General features: G+C 49.9%; 20 protein-coding genes. 13 read left to right on the top strand and 7 right to left on the bottom strand.

Going from position 1 to position 17188, the window contains the following annotated elements; genetic code table 11:
* The first annotated feature begins 15 nt into the window (after positions 1-15).
* From K7P01_RS11460 to K7P01_RS11405, 12 genes are all read left to right on the top strand, one after another.
* Positions 16-885 (top strand): M23 family metallopeptidase, encoded by an 870-nt coding sequence (locus K7P01_RS11460; RefSeq protein WP_267293049.1) that lies wholly within the window; start codon positions 16-18, stop codon positions 883-885.
* Positions 886-896: 11 nt separating this feature from the next.
* A complete protein-coding gene (locus tag K7P01_RS11455) occupies positions 897-1337 on the top strand; it encodes a bactofilin family protein (protein WP_267293048.1) in 441 nt (146 codons plus the stop codon).
* Positions 1291-1527, top strand: a complete 237-nt coding sequence (locus K7P01_RS11450) for an AtpZ/AtpI family protein (RefSeq protein WP_267293046.1) — start codon at positions 1291-1293, stop codon at positions 1525-1527. Before K7P01_RS11455 ends, K7P01_RS11450 begins: the two co-directional genes overlap by 47 nt.
* Positions 1524-1886, top strand: a complete 363-nt coding sequence (locus K7P01_RS11445) for a hypothetical protein (protein ID WP_267293044.1) — start codon at positions 1524-1526, stop codon at positions 1884-1886. Before K7P01_RS11450 ends, K7P01_RS11445 begins: the two co-directional genes overlap by 4 nt.
* Positions 1887-2044: 158 nt before the next feature.
* Positions 2045-3058, top strand: a complete 1014-nt coding sequence (atpB, locus tag K7P01_RS11440; protein ID WP_267293042.1) for a F0F1 ATP synthase subunit A — start codon at positions 2045-2047, stop codon at positions 3056-3058.
* A 74-nt stretch (positions 3059-3132) separates the two neighbouring features.
* Positions 3133-3378, top strand: coding sequence for an ATP synthase F0 subunit C (gene atpE / locus K7P01_RS11435; RefSeq protein ID WP_254082335.1), 246 nt, complete (start codon positions 3133-3135; stop codon positions 3376-3378).
* 78 nt (positions 3379-3456) lie between these two features.
* The gene (atpF, locus tag K7P01_RS11430) at positions 3457-3951 is read left to right on the top strand and encodes a F0F1 ATP synthase subunit B (RefSeq protein ID WP_267293039.1); all 495 of its coding nucleotides are present in this window, start codon (positions 3457-3459) and stop codon (positions 3949-3951) included.
* 2 nt (positions 3952-3953) lie between these two features.
* The gene (atpH, locus tag K7P01_RS11425) at positions 3954-4514 is read left to right on the top strand and encodes an ATP synthase F1 subunit delta (RefSeq protein ID WP_267293037.1); all 561 of its coding nucleotides are present in this window, start codon (positions 3954-3956) and stop codon (positions 4512-4514) included.
* Positions 4515-4559: 45 nt separating this feature from the next.
* Entirely contained in the window at positions 4560-6134 is a 1575-nt protein-coding gene (atpA, locus tag K7P01_RS11420) for a F0F1 ATP synthase subunit alpha (RefSeq protein WP_267293035.1), read from the top strand.
* Between the two features lie 33 nt (positions 6135-6167).
* Complete coding sequence (atpG, locus tag K7P01_RS11415; RefSeq protein WP_267293033.1) at positions 6168-7058, top strand: ATP synthase F1 subunit gamma; 891 nt, start codon at positions 6168-6170, stop codon at positions 7056-7058.
* Positions 7059-7113: 55 nt separating this feature from the next.
* Positions 7114-7920, top strand: a complete 807-nt coding sequence (locus K7P01_RS11410; RefSeq protein ID WP_267293031.1) for a hypothetical protein — start codon at positions 7114-7116, stop codon at positions 7918-7920.
* Positions 7917-8576, top strand: coding sequence for a class I SAM-dependent methyltransferase (locus K7P01_RS11405; RefSeq protein WP_267293029.1), 660 nt, complete (start codon positions 7917-7919; stop codon positions 8574-8576). Before K7P01_RS11410 ends, K7P01_RS11405 begins: the two co-directional genes overlap by 4 nt.
* Here the strand turns inward: K7P01_RS11405 and K7P01_RS11400 are convergent.
* The 6 genes from K7P01_RS11400 to K7P01_RS11375 form a co-directional block, all read right to left on the bottom strand.
* Positions 8542-9747, bottom strand: coding sequence for an NAD(P)-dependent oxidoreductase (locus K7P01_RS11400; protein ID WP_267293027.1), 1206 nt, complete (start codon positions 9745-9747; stop codon positions 8542-8544). The two genes, K7P01_RS11405 and K7P01_RS11400, sit on opposite strands and share 35 nt — an antisense overlap.
* A 54-nt stretch (positions 9748-9801) precedes the next feature.
* Complete coding sequence (locus K7P01_RS11395) at positions 9802-10575, bottom strand: TIGR00266 family protein (RefSeq protein WP_267293025.1); 774 nt, start codon at positions 10573-10575, stop codon at positions 9802-9804.
* Positions 10576-10582: 7 nt separating this feature from the next.
* Positions 10583-12202 carry a M14 family metallopeptidase gene (locus tag K7P01_RS11390; RefSeq protein ID WP_267293023.1) on the bottom strand — a complete coding sequence of 540 codons (1620 nt, stop codon included), beginning with the start codon at positions 12200-12202 and terminating at the stop codon, positions 10583-10585.
* 57 nt (positions 12203-12259) lie between these two features.
* Complete coding sequence (locus K7P01_RS11385) at positions 12260-12475, bottom strand: hypothetical protein (RefSeq protein WP_254082877.1); 216 nt, start codon at positions 12473-12475, stop codon at positions 12260-12262.
* A gap of 61 nt (positions 12476-12536) precedes the next feature.
* The gene (gene gltX, locus K7P01_RS11380) at positions 12537-14072 is read right to left on the bottom strand and encodes a glutamate--tRNA ligase (protein WP_267293018.1); all 1536 of its coding nucleotides are present in this window, start codon (positions 14070-14072) and stop codon (positions 12537-12539) included.
* 104 nt (positions 14073-14176) lie between these two features.
* Positions 14177-14557: a RidA family protein gene (locus K7P01_RS11375; protein WP_267293016.1), complete on the bottom strand. Its 381-nt coding sequence runs from the start codon at positions 14555-14557 to the stop codon at positions 14177-14179.
* 71 nt (positions 14558-14628) lie between these two features.
* On the opposite strand from K7P01_RS11375, the gene K7P01_RS11370 reads away from it, so the two are divergent.
* Positions 14629-15294 (top strand): 3-hydroxyacyl-CoA dehydrogenase family protein, encoded by a 666-nt coding sequence (locus tag K7P01_RS11370; RefSeq protein WP_267293014.1) that lies wholly within the window; start codon positions 14629-14631, stop codon positions 15292-15294.
* 55 nt (positions 15295-15349) lie between these two features.
* On the opposite strand, the gene glmS is transcribed toward K7P01_RS11370, so the two are convergent.
* Entirely contained in the window at positions 15350-17185 is a 1836-nt protein-coding gene (gene glmS / locus K7P01_RS11365; protein ID WP_267293012.1) for a glutamine--fructose-6-phosphate transaminase (isomerizing), read from the bottom strand.
* Positions 17186-17188: the final 3 nt, after the last annotated feature.

Below are 17188 nucleotides of genomic sequence, written 5' to 3'. Positions count from 1 at the left end.
ACTATTCCATAGCGGATGAAACCGAAAAAAACATTATCGAACTGGCTTACGACCCGGTATCAACTGATTATTCGCAACGAAGAAAACTTTGCCGAGAAAACCAGCCTGGGATTCACCTATTCGAAAGTTATTCTTTTTTCGGTGATTTTATTTACCGGGCTATTCATCATGAGTCTGTTTATGTCGAAGACCATCCTGGCAAAATGGTTCGATCCTAAACACGAACAAATGGTCTTAAACCAGCAGCTCTTTGAACTGGCACAAAAGGTTGATTCGCTGGCGCTCGAGATCGATCGTAAAGACCAATTCATTGCTAACTTCCAGCGTGTACTCAGTGGCGACACGACCAATTTCAAAGATCCTGCTGAGGCATTGCGCAACGAATCACAGCCTCTTACAAAACCAACCGCCGCCAATTTGAGCGCGTCGTCGATCGATTCGACATTCCGACGGGAATTTGAGCAGTCCGATTTATCAGTGACGCCGTTAACCAACGTTAGATACCGGGAGCTACAAGAGACTTTTTTCTACTCGCCCCTCACGGGATATATATCCGACACCTATAACGTAGCCAAAGGGCACCTCGGTGTAGATATAGTGGCGAAAGCCAACGAGCCGGTTAAATGCATCGCTGGGGGTACAGTGATCTTTTCATCCTGGACACAAGACTCCGGCTATGTAATAATGGTGCAACACAGAGGCAACCTCATCTCTGTATACAAGCACAATGCCCAACTTTTGAAAAAAGTTGGTACTTTTGTCAATGGTGGCGAGATCGTATCTATCGTGGGAAATAGTGGCGAGCTTACCAACGGTCCACATTTGCATTTTGAATTGTGGTATAATGGGAACTCCCTGAACCCGGAAGAATTTGTAACTTTTTAAACCAGAATGTCATGCTAACTTCAAAAGAACAGAAACGCGCTGCCGATGAGATCAGCAACTCAAGCAATACCATCGGGAAAGGCACTTACCTGGAGGGAAACATCGAAACATACGGCAATATTCGGATTGAAGGCAAAGTTACTGGCAATATCAAATCGAAGTCAAAGGTGGCCCTGGGCCATCAGTCGCACGTACAAGGCAATATCATTGCCCAAAACGCTGATATTGAGGGTGAAGTAAAAGGAAAAATCGAAATTACCGAGTTGCTGGTGTTGAAAGCCACGGCCATCATCAACGGCGATATTGTTACTGGCAAAATGGTCGTAGAGCCTGGTGCCGTATTTAACGGTTCTTGTAAGATGGGCGCGGCAATAAAAGACATTAAAATAGGAGCTGAGAACAATAATGGAGTCACCCGATCCATCACCCAACCTGAAATCAAAACCGTCTAACACTTATCTGAAATACAGCGGCCTGGCAATCCAACTGTTTGGCGCTATCGGCTTGCTTGGCTGGTTAGGCTATACGCTTGATCAGTACCTGGCTCTCAATTTTCCTGCGTTCATGCTTCTTTTTGGTTTTCTGGCTTTCGGCGGAATGATGTTCCAGGTGTACCGGTCGATAAAACGCGACAACCCTTGATTCGTTTCGTCCTTGTATTATTAATTACCGCCGCAGTGATCGCCGGTGCAACCCTGCTCGCCTGGCAACAGCAATGGCTCGCGTTGCCCTCATTCTTTTACCAAACGCTCATCCTGTTGGCGTTCAGCACCGCACTGATCTACCGCTATCTTTACAGGGTCGATAAGTCGGAGTATTTTGTCCAGCTCTATCTGCTCACGATGACGGTCAAATTGCTGGCGTACGGCGTCTACAATGTGTTTGTGGTGCTACAGGACAAAGCCGGCGCCACCGCCAATGTGGTCTTTTTTATGGCGGTTTATGCCATTTTCACCGTCCTGGAAATCTCCTTCCTCTATCGTCGCATTTCGCGGTTTTGAGCACTACTACTAAAAGCCCAAAATTTTCCAAAACATTTTTTTGTGGGAGGAGATTTAATACCTTTGCGGTCGGAATTAAAAAGCCTCCGAAATAAGCCCAAATGAGCGTTTTCTCTAGCACTTTCCGAAGAATTTCGATCCTTGGTTTACTGTTAGCCATGTTTTTTTCTGTTGCCAGCGCGCAACATGAACACACACAGGAAGCAGACGAATACGAGAACGGCGAAAAACCGCAAAAGGAAGAGTTCAACGCAAGTGAGGTGATCATCCACCACGTAGTAGACGATCACAGCTGGCATTTTTGGAGCGGCCACAGTGGCACGCTGTTTCTTCCCGTCATTGTTTATTCTTCTGAACGCGGCATAGAGGCTTTCTCTTCCGGCAATTTCTATGACGAACATCACAACCTGAAGGCGGAAGGTTACAACGGCTACAAACTCGAGCACCATAAAGTTGTGCTGGCAAACGGCGCCAGTACATTGGACCTTTCCATCACGAAGAACGTAGCCATGCTCTTTATCAATGCCATTGTACTCATCCTGGTGTTTACCGCAGTGGCAAAAGGTTACAAAAAGAACACGGGCAAGGCTCCCAGCGGCATTCAATCGTTCTTTGAACCCGTCATTCTGTTTGTGCGCGACGAAATCGTGAAACCCAACATTGGCCCCCACTACGAAAAGTACTTTCCGTACTTGCTGAACCTGTTCTTTTTTATCCTGTTTGGTAACATTCTGGGCCTGCTGCCCGGCGCAAGCAACATGACTGGCAATATTGCCGTGACGTTGGTACTGGCCGTGCTGACCTTCATCATTACAAACGTGAATGGGAACCGCTCGTACTGGTCGCACATTTTCTGGACGCCAGGTGTGCCGCTGCCGTTGCGCATCGTCATCCTGCCCGTGGAAATCATCGGCATCTTCACCAAGCCCATTTCACTGACCGTACGTCTTTTTGTGGCGATCACGGCTGGCCACATTGTGATCCTAAGCTTGATAGCCCTGACATTCATCTTCCAAAGCTATTCGGTCGGTATCGCGTCAAGCTTGGTGGCATTGTTCATCAACCTGATCGAGATATTGGTGGCTGGTATTCAGGCCTATGTATTTACGCTATTCTCGTCGCTGTACATTGGTCAGGCTACCGCGGTACATGAACATGACGATCATCACTAACTAAGCATTAAGATATCCCGGTTTCGGTAACACGGCGCCGGGCTTTAATACACACAATTTAAATACTTACAATTATGTCATTAGCACTTTTATTGGACATCAGCTATGCAATCATGGGCGCTGGCATCGGTGCAGGTCTTGTAGCAATTGGCGCAGGTCTGGGTATCGGTAAAATCGGTGGCTCTGCAATGGAGAGCATGGCACGTCAACCTGAAGCTTCTGGTAAGATTCAGGGTGCGATGCTGATCATCGCCGCGCTGATCGAAGTTGCTGCGCTTTTCGCGCTTGTAATTTGCCTGCTGATTTCGTTCAAAGGCTAAAAGCTTTAGAAACCTGCTTTAGGCGTTTGGCCGGGCAGGTTTCTTTATGTTGAAACTACACCAGACTATATACATATTATGGAACTTCTTACCCCCGGTACGGGCCTTATCATTTGGCAGTTAGTCATCTTCGTAGGTCTATTCTTTCTACTGAGCAAGCTGGCCTGGAAGCCCATCATCGCTTCTCTCAAAGAGCGTGAAGTGTCTATTCAGGACGCTTTATCGACTGCCGAAAAAGCGCGCCTGGAAATAGCAGCGCTGAAGTCAGACAATGAGAAGTTGTTGAAAGCTGCCCGCGAAGAGCGTGACCGGATTCTGCACGAAGCCCGCGAGGCGTCTAACCGCATGAAGGAAGAAGCTCAGGCTGACGCTAAAAAAGCAGCCGACAAAATTATCGACGAAGCACGCGCCGCCATCAACATAGAGAAGCAAGCCGCCCTCCGGGAAGTAAAGGAGCAGGTAGCCCTGTTCTCTCTCGAAGTAGCCGAAAAGCTGTTGAGAAAGAGCCTCGCCGACGACAAAGCTCAGAAAGAGCTTGTAGCCAACTACGTTAAAGACATTAAAGTTAACTAAGCATGAGTGATTTACGGGCAGCATCGCGCTATGTAAAGTCCCTCCTCGGTCTGGCGGTTGAACAGAATGTTCTGGACGCGGTACACGCAGACATGCAGCTTTTTGCTAAAGTTTGTGCGGAAAACCGACAGTTCGTACTTCTGCTTCAAAACCCCATTGTGAAGCATGACAAGAAACGCGACATACTGGAGCGTATCTTCAACGGCAAGGTACATCCGCTGACGATGGCGATCTTCGACATTATCACCAGGAAGAACCGTGAGCCGCTTTTGCCGGCTATTGCTCGCGAATTCCATCTTGCGTACAACGTATATAAAGGCATTGGCGCCGCAGTCATTACCACGGCAGTTCCGCTGGATGCTACGCTCCGTGCTGAGATCGAAAGAATTGCCAAAGGTCTGAGCGACAAAAAGCAAGTCGAGCTCAAAGAGGTCGTCGACAGCGAGATGATCGGAGGATTTGTGTTGGAGGTAGGAGACAAGCAGATAGATGCCTCCATCAAGAGTAAGTTGAATGCCCTCAAAATGCAGTTCAGCCACAATCCATACATCAAAGAATTCTAACCCATCCGTACACCATTACTTTAACAATTAACGATTAACGATATTATGGCAGAGATCAGACCGGAAGAAGTATCAGCAATATTGCGCGAGCAACTTTCTCAGTCCCGCACAGAAGCACAACTGGAAGAAGTCGGCACCGTCCTCACTGTTGGTGACGGCGTGGCGCGCATCTATGGTCTTACCCAAGCCCAGGCCGGTGAGCTGCTGGAATTTGAAACGGGTCTTCGTGCCCTCGTACTGAACCTTGAAGAAGACAACGTTGGTGCGGTATTGTTGGGTGAATCGAAAGGCATCCGCGAAGGTGATACTGTAAAACGTACCGGCAAGATCGCCTCGATTAAAGTAGGTGACGGTATGCTTGGCCGTGTGGTCGATACACTGGGCGCTCCGATAGACGGCAAAGGCCCTATCTCTGGTGAGCTGTATGAAATGCCCCTCGAGCGTAAAGCGCCGGGTGTAATCTACCGTCAGCCTGTGAACGAACCGCTCCAAACCGGTATTAAAGCTATCGACTCCATGATCCCTGTAGGTCGTGGTCAGCGCGAGCTTATTATCGGCGACCGTCAAACAGGTAAAACTGCCGTGGCGATCGACACCATCATCAATCAGAAAGAATTTTATGAAAAGGGCCAGCCTGTGCTGTGTATCTACGTAGCGATTGGTCAGAAAGCATCGACCGTAGCAACTGTAGTCGCAGCGTTAGAAAAAGCCGGGGCTCTCCCCTTTACCGTGATTGTATCGGCTTCGGCTTCTGACCCAGCTCCGATGCAGTTCTTCGCCCCCTTCACGGGTGCAGCGATCGGCGAATTCTTCCGCGACACCGGCCGCCCGGCCCTGGTAGTATATGACGACTTGTCTAAGCAGGCAGTTGCTTACCGCGAAGTTTCTTTGCTGCTAAGAAGACCCCCCGGACGTGAAGCATACCCGGGCGACGTATTCTACCTGCACTCCCGTCTGCTCGAGCGTGCGGCTAAGATCATCAACAACGATGCCATCGCACGCGACATGAACGACCTCCCGGCGTCGATCAAACACCTGGTAAAAGGTGGTGGATCGCTGACGGCCCTCCCGATCATTGAAACACAAGCAGGTGACGTATCGGCTTATATCCCGACCAACGTGATCTCGATCACCGATGGTCAGATCTTCCTCGAAACCAACCTCTTCAACTCTGGTATTCGTCCGGCCATCAACGTAGGTATTTCGGTATCACGTGTAGGGGGTTCGGCACAGATCAAGTCGATGAAGAAAGTAGCAGGTACGCTGAAACTCGACCAGGCACAATTCCGCGAGCTGGAAGCTTTCGCGAAATTCGGTTCTGACCTCGATGCTGCTACCAAGCTGACGATCGAACGCGGAAGAAAAAACACCGAGATTCTGAAACAAGATCAATATGCTCCGGTACCTGTAGAAGAGCAGGTAGCGATCATTACCGCTTCTACACGTGGTTTCATGGACCGCGTGCCGGTAAACAAAGTGAAAGAATTCGAAAAGGACTTTACACAACTGCTGCGCGCCACCCACCGTCAGGTGCTGGATAACCTTCGTGCTGGTAAATTTGAAGATGCGGATGTTGCGATCATTAAGAAAGTAGCAGCCGACCTATCAAGCAAATACTGAGCTTAATTATAGAACCCCGACGCAAATACCTGTATGCCGAGTTTAAAAGAAGTTAAGAGCAGAATAACATCCGTTATGTCTACGCAGCAGATCACCCGAGCCATGAAAATGGTGGCGGCGGCAAAATTGCGTAGATCGCAGGATAGGATCACCCAGATGCGCCCATTTGCTGTAAAGCTTAACGCCATCCTGAAAAATCTTTCTGCCGCTCAGACCGACGGCGATACCGATCACTGGTACAGCCAGGTACGCGCAGAGAAAAAGATCCTGATCATTTCCGTAAGCTCTGATCGCGGTCTCTGTGGTTCTTTTAATGCCAACGTATTCAAAGGTGTACTGCGCCTGATCGACGAGAAATACAGCGCGCAATTTGCTGCTGGTAACGTTACGATTTTGCCGATCGGTAGAAAAGCAACAGAATTCTTTACTAAACGTGGGGTCTCTACTATAACAGACTTCTCCACATTGTACTCCGCACTGACATTCGGCAACGTATCGAATGCCATGGAGTATGTGATGGAAGCTTTCAAGAACGGTAAGTACGACAAGGTAGAGTTGGTATATAACGAGTTCCGGAACGTAGCAGTACAAATCCTGCGCACGGAGCAAGTGTTACCGATCGTAGCGCCTGTAACCGACAACACACAGTTATCTAACCAGATCGACTACATCTATCAGCCGGACCAGGAAGAGATCATCACCGGATTGATTCCCAAGTCGCTGAAGATTCAGCTCTTCAAAGCGCTGTTGGATTCCAATGCTGCTGAGAACGGAGCACGTATGTCAGCCATGGACAAGGCAACTGACAATGCCGGTGAGCTCTTAAAACAGCTACGCCTAACGTACAATCGCACCCGTCAGGCGGCCATCACCAAGGAAATCCTCGAGATCGTGGGCGGTGCAGAAGCACTCAAGTCTGCCTAATGATATTTTTCGTAACATTGAAGTCCTCTGATACCTCAGAGGACTTTTTTGTTTTATGGAACGATTGATCCGCATATACCGGTTTTTCAATCTCCTCAGCATCGACGTGGTACTGGGCGCCTTATGCAGTGCCGTGTTTTTTGCCAGGATTTTCAACATCACCATTTACACACAGGGCCTGTTGTCGTTGGGTCTTACTGTCTGGGTGGTATACACCACCGACCATTTGCTCGACGCGCGGAAAGTAATTGGTAGCGCGTCTACCGAGCGGCATCAGTTTCACCAACGGCACTATCGTATTCTTGTGCCCTGCGTAATCCTAGCGGTACTACTGGATGCCTTGATCGTGTTCTTTATTCGTCGACCGGTACTGGAAGGCGGCGTCGTGCTGATCGCAGTCGTAGGTGTATATTTGCTGGTGCAGCAATACACCAGGATATTTAAGGAGATTTTTATTGCCTTGATGTATACCATAGGTGTCTTGCTGCCTTCGATCATGGTTACACGTGTGCCGTATTACACGTGGCCATGGGTGTTGCTCCTGCAATTCTTCCTGTTAGCGCTCACGAACCTGCTCCTGTTTTCCTGGTTTGATCATGAATTTGATGCCCGCGACAAGCGAAGCTCGTTTGTGACTATCGTGGGGCTTGATCGAACACGCATCATTATCGGTGTGCTTTTTATTATCACGGGCATGCTAACGTTCTTCTCTCATGAGTTAAAAGCCTCGCTTTGCCTCCTGGCAGCCGATAGTGTGCTGCTAGGCATCTTCTTGAGACCTGACTTCTTTCGAAAGGCCGATCGTTTTCGCCTTTTGGGCGATGCCATTTTCTTCATACTGTTATTCTATACATTGCCATGAAAGATCACACAGTTAACGACTTTAATGGCATTGCTTCGGTGTATGATGCTCTGGCCTCAGTGGTATTTGGCAAAAATCTGATCAAATCCCAACACCACTTCCTGCATGTAATTCCTGACGATGCAACGGTATTGATCGTGGGCGGTGGCTCGGGCGAGTTGTTACAAACCCTGCTACAACAAAAGCCTCAGTGCCGGGTAGTATATGTTGATGCATCCGAAAGAATGGTCGAACTGGCACGGCAGCGCGTGCACAATGCTGCACGGGTCACTTTTCTGTGTGGTACGGAGAGTGTAGAAATGCCCGTGCCCACATTTACTGTCGTCATTACCAACTTTTATCTCGACCTCTTCACACAACAGTCGCTGCAGAGAATCATCACACGCTTACGATCGCTGCTCGTGCCGGAAGCCTTATGGCTTGTTACGGACTTTGTCAAGCCAACGAAACTATGGCAGAAGCTTCTGCTAACGAGTATGTACTTATTCTTTAGAATAGTGAGCAATATAGAAGCTTCACGTATTTCCGATTGGCAGGGAATGTTGGGCACCGCTGGCCTATCGAACCAGGCAGAAAAGACTTTTTATCATGGAATGATTAAGAGCATGGTCTTCCGTGAGACTACTTTCCGTCTACATAATCCTGGAGATAATTAAAGGCGTCTGTTAAACGCCCCTGATCGGCAATCGTTGCGCGCTTAATGATGTCGTCTTGATCAGCATGAATGAGCAACGGCAGCACGCGGTTGATGAGGTCCTGTCCAAACTCTTCTGAGGCACTGCGCGGCAGCTCGCAAGGCAAGTTGTCCACCGCCATGACGGTTATATGCTTTTCATTGGAGAATGGTGGATGTAATTGATCTGTTGCAGGATCATAATCGTACAGCGGGTCGGGAATGGTCGTCGCGTGCTTCGTACTCGGAATGGAGCCATCGATGTCACACGTAATGTCGGCGATGACAGACACTTTGAAATCCGGTGCCAGCATATCTTCACGCGTGAAGAGCACGGGGGCTTTGGGATTCCAGTAAGCACCCGCCAACAGCATGTCGGCCACTTGCGTAAAGATGATGAAGGAAGATGTATACCGTTCGGGATGCACATGGAACTCCTCCCTGTTAAAAGCTCCGCCTTCTTTACGGGCGTGATAGTCGGCACTGCTAAGCTGAACGTATACCGGTTCGTCGAACTTCCTGGTAAGGAAATCATATACCCCCACTTTGCGGATGCCGGCGCTATCGAGTGTTTCCATCGAGCCCTTGCCTACGCGGCCCGCGCCCGTCAAAATGATCTTGATGGGGGGCAGCTTTACTTTGCGAAGCTCCAGCTTGAGGTCGTTCACATCAAAACATTCGTGTGCTCGTCGCAGTGAGAATGTGCCATACCGTTTGCCGTATGTCCACAATCCATTGTAGGCGCCAACAATACCGGCGTAGCGGCCAAAGGCAACAAGCCGGTTGCCGAGTTTATCTTTCAGTACTTCGTAATCGATCAGCCGTATGCGCTTGGCCAGGACAGCCTGCAGCAGCTTGCGGTTATAGGGCTGCTTTTTGATGGTATGTGAAAAGAATAGGTAGGTCTTGTTGTCGATCAGCTTATCGATCGGGACCTCTTTTATTCCCATCAACACATCGCAATCACGGACATCAGCTTGTACGCTGATGCCGTGGTCGCGATATTCTTTATCTTCAAAACAGCGGATTGGGCTTTCCTGGCAGATGATCGTCACCTCGGGAAAACGCTGTTGGATCTCTTCTGTTTGTGCAGGTGTAAAAGGTACCCGTTTATCGGGTGGGACTTTACCCTCCCTGATCAATCCAATTTTCATCCGTATAATTTGCTACTAAGTTAACAGCAAATACTGCTTGTGCCAGCGATGCGATTAACTTTCAAACAGCCCACCTAATAGGGAACCAGATTCCTTGCTGCTATTACGACCGTAAGGTGCCAACGCCTGCACCAGTTTGCGGATCGGCATGGATTGTAGCCATACCTTACCCGTACCACGCAGGGTAGCCAGGAATATACCTTCACCACCAAAGATCATTGAGCGTAAACCACCGGCCGTCTGCACGTCAAAGTCAATTTGCGATTCAAACGCTACAACGCACCCTGTGTCTACACGCAAAGTCTCGTTGTTCAGCGTACGCTCAATAAGGGTACCGCCGGCGTGCACGAAGGCCTTACCGTCGCCCTGCAGTTTTTGCAGAATAAAACCTTCGCCACCGACAAGACCCGAACCGAGCTTGCGGTTAAACGTAATCGATAACTTCGTGCCATACGCAGCGCAGAGGAAGCCGTCCTTCTGTACGATCAACTCATGGCCGGGGCTATCGGCCAGTGAAACTGGTATAATCGTGCCGGGATAGGGTGCCGAAAAACCTACTTTGGCTTTGCGATTGCCGCGGTTGGTAAAGTGCGTCATGAAAAGCGACTCACCGGTAATAATGCGCGAGCCTGCAGACAACAGCTTATCAAAAATACCTTGATTGGGATTGGCACCGTCGCCCATTTTGGTTTCGAACGTAATGCCATCTTCCATAAAGAGCATAGCGCCTGCTTCCGCGATAACGGTTTCCTGCGGGTCGAGCTCGATTTCTACAATCTGGATGCTCTCGCCCTTAATCTGGTAGTCGATTTCGTGTGATCTGGTCATGTTTGGTTTAATTATAGTACTTAAAAACGGGATACTCCACTGCGTGGTTGTTGATCCCGGCTTTTTCCAGGTAGCTGTCCAAGAAATTCCAGGTAATAAACCCGTCATCCGATTGAGGCTCAAGCATGTAAAAAGCCAGATTTCCCAGCGGCTGTGCCAGGTCGACAACGTAATCACCCGCCTGAAACTTACGGGATACCTTTTCAAACGTACCTTCGGCCGTAGCCATCAGGTGGCCCTCAAATTTGCGTGCACTGCGCTGTAATGTTGTTATTCGAAAGACGTCTCCTTTCAATGTTTTACCTTTTGGCAACTTCGTTACACGAATGCCCAGCTGCTGTAAATGCAACGCCAGCGTGCTGTGCGCCGCCGGAATGATATATCCCCGCGGAATGGTGCTCTCTACTGTTGGTTGGAATTGCGCGAAATACTGCACGCCATCATATCGCACAATGTTACCTGCGCGAAACCACTCCATCGTACCGTTGTCTTTTTTTGCGCCGGTATAGTCGTAGGTGAGAAAATTGTTGATCACTTCGCCCGACACCATCTTAAACCGCACGCCGGCCTTCGTCTGCCCCGCCTGCGTAGCAAACTTGCGCACCGTTGCGTCATCGGCTGTTTGGGTAATGCGTAAGATCTCGTGTGCATGCTCCTGCGTATAATCCAGGATCTCGGTAACGAAAGAATAGGTAGAGTATATGCGCTGATAAAAGCGCTCGTGGGCAAAAGCCTCGCTTAAGATCGCAATCCGGTTACGAAGGCCAAGCTGATTGATCAGGTAACGAGGATGATGATTATAGGTATAAAAATTCTTTACCGGCCAACCTTCCCGCAAGTCATAGTCGCCGTACGGACCGGTTTGCAGATCATATTTCTCGCGCATGCGCAGCGTGATCGTGCGGAGCATCCGGTCGTTGGTATACTGATACACCGACGAGTTCCCGGACGATAGATAGCCAGGTGCCCACGTCAGCGAATATGCATGCCACGTGCCATTGGTCGTATGCAGGTCGACAAAAACGTGTGGATCCCAGGTATTGAGCACAGAAGAAAATAACGCACGTGTTTCCACAGCTTCCTGCTTCACACCGTCACGGTTCAAATCCCAGCCCTGGCTGTTCTCCCGTATACCCACTTCCACCGGGCTGTCTTCCTGCGATGGGCGGCGGCCTTTCTCCATCTTGTCATTGCTGTCGGTATTATAGGCGGGGACAAAAAGTAAGATCAGGCTATCGAGCAGACGGTTCTTATCACCCAGCAGAATGTCGCGCATCAACATCATCAGCGCTTCTTTCCCTTCCACTTCGCCGGCGTGGATGTTTCCCTGTACATAGGCAATCGCCTTATGACTGTTCTTCGCGGCCGCAGGTGTGGCAAAGCCGTTGCGTGACAGAATGGCCATCTGTATATCTTTCCCCTCGGGGCTTTTGCCGAGGGAGACAATCTTTACTTCGGAACTGAGCTTCGAGATAGCTTCGAGAAACGAAGACACCTCTTGACATGTAGACGTTTTTTGGAAGGCTGTTTTCTCAGGCGTGAGAATCAGCGGGGCCGGCCATACCTTTTGTGCGACAGCTGCCGGTAGTAAAAATAAAGAGAGTACAAAAAGAAGATAGAATCGCATCGGCTTTAGGCTTTTGAATCACTAAAATAAAAAAGCCCGGCCGAATTCGTGTCATTACTACTTTTTCTTCTTCCCCTTTTTCATCTCGTCATAATCCTCTCGTTCAGCCAACTTTTTGTCGTCTACGTTCTGATCGAGAAACTCATTGAGTTTCTCAATGTTCATATTCGACTTGATCTCCCCAAACTGGTCGATGGTGATATCCAACCCTTGCAGCTCTTTGTGCACACGTGGTTTGGGTGTAGCGGGGGTCTTTTTTTCTTTCTTTGCCATCATCTTTGCCGTTAAGGCTTTCCAGGCACTTTATCAGCGCCTGGAAAGTCAGTATACAGTTTTACGCAACTTTAACTTTAATGTTTTGCAGCGCGTAATCAATTCTCGTTACGACCTCATTTTTACCGATGATCTCCATGATCATCATCAGGTCTGGTCCGGCACCTGCACCCGTCAGTGACACGCGCAAGGCTTGCATGATCTTGCCCGTGCCTATGCCCAGTGTGCTGGTAACGTGCTCGAGCGTAGCCTTGGCCACGTTCGCATCAAACGCTTCGGCCGTTACCACAGCGTCTTTGAACGCTGTCAGCACTTTCACCGCGTCGTCGTTCCATTTCTTTGACACCACACTTTCTTCGAATTGCGTGGGCGCATGGAAGAAGAATTTGCCTTGTGCCCAGAAGTCCTTCGGAAATGTTGCCCGTTCTTTCATCAACACAGCAATCTGTGTTGCCTTCTCGAACGAGCATTCGATGTTTTCCTGCTCCAACGATTCCAGCAAGTAGTTGGCCAGCTCGGCATCGGGCTTGGCACGCAGATACTGTTGGTTAAACCACTGTGCCTTGTGAATGTCAAACTTCGTACCTGCCTTACCAATGCGTTCAATAGAGAATGTCTTGATAAGCTCTTCCATCGAGAAAATCTCCTGCGTAGTGCCCGGGTTCCAGCCGAGGAAGGCGAGGAAGTTGATGAGCGCGTCAGGCAGGTAGCCGGACTCTTTGTAGCCCACGGCAACGTCGCCCGTATTGGGGTCTTTCCAGGTCAACGGGAAAATAGGGAAGCCCAATTGGTCGGCGTCGCGTTTGCTCAGCTTGCCATTGCCGTCTGGTTTGAGCAGCAGGGGCAAGTGGGCGAACTGGGGCATTTCGTTTTCCCAGCCCAGGTATTTGTACAGCAATACGTGCAGCGGCGCCGAGGGCAGCCACTCTTCACCGCGGATCACGTGCGAGATCTTCATCAAATAGTCGTCCACGACGTTGGCCAGATGGTATGTCGGCATGCCGTCGCTTTTCATCAACACCTTGTCGTCGATCTGCGACGAGTGTACCATCACCCAACCGCGGATCAAATCGTTCAGGCGTACTTCTTCCTTACGCGGCACCTTCAAACGAATGACGTACGGTGTGCTGGCATCCAGCAGTGCGCGCACTTCGTCTTCAGGGAGCGTCAGCGAGTTGCGCATCTGGGTGCGCGTAATGCTGTTATATTGCGGTGAAGCCACACCTGCGGTCTTGAGCCGTTCGCGCATGGCTTCCAGCTCTTGTTCGGTATCAAAGGCATAATACGCGTGGCCATCGTTGATCAGCTGCAAGGCGTACTGCATGTACATGGATTTCCGTTCGGACTGGCGGTATGGTGCGTGCGGGCCACCTACGCCTATCCCTTCGTCGATTTTAATGCCGACCCATTCCAACGACTTTAAAATGTATTCTTCCGCTCCCGGCACAAAACGGGTCTGGTCTGTATCCTCTACCCGTAAGATCATGGTGCCGCCGAATTGGCGGGCCAGCAGATAGTTATACAAAGCGGTCCGTACCCCACCAATGTGCAATGCACCTGTGGGACTGGGGGCAAAACGTACGCGTACTTCTCTCATGCGCTCGAAATTCTGATTTGGACTGCAAAGGTAACAAATTGGGGTACCGCCTCGCGTATGAAGCAATACGAATTTGCCTGGCTAAAACAGCCTTTTTTAGGATACTATTTAACAGCGATACACGAAATTTCCACGTTCACGTCCTTCGGCAGGCGGCTTACCTCTACTGTTTCACGTGCCGGTGGGTTGGACGGAAAGTACTCGCCATAAATGGCATTGACCTTTGGGAAATTGCCCATGTCTTTCAAAAAGATCGATGTTTTCACGACGTTGGTGAAATCCATACCTGCCACCTTCAGGATTTCGTCCAGATTGGTCATGACCTGCCTGGTCTCTTCCTCAATATCGCCCGTCAGCATTTGACCGGTCGATTGCTGAATCGCAATTTGGCCGCTAACAAACAACATGTTACCGGTTTGGATAGCCTGGCTGTACGGGCCGATTGGTGCCGGCGCCGCGGCGGAATAAACGACAGTTTTTGACATGAGATTATGGGTTTAAAAATTACCTTTAGTAAGGACCAAAAATAACAGGACAAAGCTATTTGTAGCCAGATATGAAAATTTTAATCGTCGGCCGTGATCAGCACTACCAGGAAAGCCTCCTGAAGTTTGGAGACACTCACCACTACACTGTGCTGACCGACTACGACACGCTGCCACCCCACCTGCTTACGTGCGACCTTGTTCTCGATTTTATCATCGCCGAGCAGCCTCATCAATTGGCTACTTATGCCCATACGCGCAGACCGGTCTTCATCAACACCGTCACCCAAAGCCTGGGGACCTTCATTTCGCAAAGCAACTTTCAGGGCCCGGGGTGTATTGTCGGATTCAACGGTATGCATACACTGCTGAACCGTCCGCTGTTAGAGCTGGTGCTTGGAAAGGCCGAGGACGAGGTTATCGTAACAGAGATCTGCAAGCAGCTTCAAACAAAGTACGTACTGGTAGAAGACCGTGTAGGGCTGGTCACCCCACGTGTTATTTGCATGATCATCAACGAAGCTTACTATACCGCAATGGAAGGCACCGCTACCAAAGAAGCCATCGACCTTGCGATGAAGCTGGGTACCAACTACCCCTATGGCCCGTTTGAATGGTGCGCACGCATCGGCATTCGCCAGGTATACGCATTGTTAGAGGCTGTGTACGCCGATACGAAAGACGAACGCTATAAGATCTGCCCGCTGCTGCGGCAGGAATACCTGCGCAGCAAATAAAAAAAGTCCTCCCGTAACGAGAGGACTTCTGTAAATCTTAAATCAGGTTGTGGTCTTACTCTACTGTCACCGACTTTGCCAGGTTACGCGGCTGGTCTACGTTACAACCACGCATCACAGCAATGTGATAGGAGAGCAGCTGTAGCGGAATAACGGACACCATCGGCATCAGGGCCTCGTGCACCGCGGGCACTTCGATCACAAACTCCGACATTTTCGGAATCTGCTGGTCGCCTTCCGTTACGACGGAAATTACGCGGCCTTTACGAGCTTTCACCTCTTGAATATTTGAAACTACTTTCTCGTACGAGCTATCGCGTGTCGCGATGAATACTACCGGCATCTCGTCGTCGATCAGCGCAATCGGACCGTGCTTCATTTCTGCCGCCGGATAGCCTTCTGCGTGAATGTACGAGATCTCTTTCAGCTTCAAGGCACCTTCCAGTGCTACGGGGAAGTTATAACCACGACCCAGGTATATAAAGTTGCGGGCATCTTTAAAGGTAGCCGCGATCTCCCGAATTTGATCGTTCAATTTCAAAGCCTTCTCTACTTTCTCCGGAATGTTCTCCATTTCCGTCAGCAGCTCGTGCAGCTTTTGCTCGGTAATGGTGCCTTTCTTCTGCGCCACAATCAATGCGATCATGTTCAACACCGTCAGCTGTGCAGTAAAGGCTTTTGTGCTGGCCACACCGATCTCGGGACCGGCGTGCGTATATGCACCCGCGTGTGTAGCGCGCGCAATCGACGAGCCGACTACGTTACATACACCAAAGATGATAGCGCCTTTTGATTTGGCAAGCTCGATGGCTGCCAGCGTATCGGCGGTTTCACCGGATTGCGAAATAGCAATCACCACGTCGCCTTCACGGATCACCGGGTTTCTGTAACGGAACTCCGACGCATATTCAACTTCGACCGGGATGCGGCAGAACTCTTCAAAGAAATACTCGGCCACCAGGCCTGCATGCCAGGAAGTACCGCAGGCTACAATCAGAATACGGTCTGCATTAACAAGCTTGTTGACATACTCGCGCAAACCGCCGAGAATCAGACGTCCCGATTGCGAATCCAGACGCCCGCGGAGACAATCACGGATAGACCGGGGCTGCTCGAAAATCTCTTTGATCATGAAGTGCTCGTAACCACCCTTCTCAATCGCCTCCAATTCAAGGTCGATGGTTTGGATGTACGGCGTCAGCGGCAAGTTCGCTGTGTCTTTGATGCTCAGCTCGCCGTCGCGGATCACGACGATCTCCTGATCATTCAGGTATATAACTTCATTGGTATACTCCACGATCGGCGTAGCATCCGATGCCAGGAAGAATTCTTCTTTGCCGACACCTACCACCATCGGGCTACCCTTCCGGGCGGCCACGAGTAAGTTCGGATCTTCCAGGGACATGATCACGATGGCATACGCACCGACCACTTTGGTCAACGCCAGTCGCACCGCTTCTTCCAGCGAGCAACGTTCGTTGTCTTTGATGTCTTCAATAAAGTGAATGAACACTTCTGTATCGGTATCGCTGTGGAAGACGTGGCCCTTGCGGAGCAGCTCTTGCTTCAGCGAGTTATAGTTCTCGATGATACCGTTGTGAATAATGGCAAGTTTGCCCGAAGCCGAGTAGTGCGGGTGAGCATTAGCGTCGTTAGGTTCGCCGTGGGTAGCCCAGCGCGTGTGACCAATACCGATGTGGCTGTCGAGACTCTTACCTTTCAGGTACTCTTCCAGTTCCGATACTTTTCCTTTCTTCTTGTAAACGTTCAAACCACCGTTCAACAGGGCGATCCCGGCGCTATCGTAACCACGATACTCCAGGCGCTTAAGCCCTTTAATGATGATTTTCTGGGCTTGGCGATGCCCCACATAAGCAACAATTCCGCACATAAA

Origin of the sequence: Parachryseolinea silvisoli (assembly GCF_021190955.1) — a bacterium.
In the GTDB taxonomy this organism is placed as follows: domain Bacteria; phylum Bacteroidota; class Bacteroidia; order Cytophagales; family Cyclobacteriaceae; genus Ohtaekwangia; species Ohtaekwangia silvisoli.
Note: the sequence above shows the minus strand (reverse complement) of the source record. Positions and strands in the feature narration are given on the sequence as shown.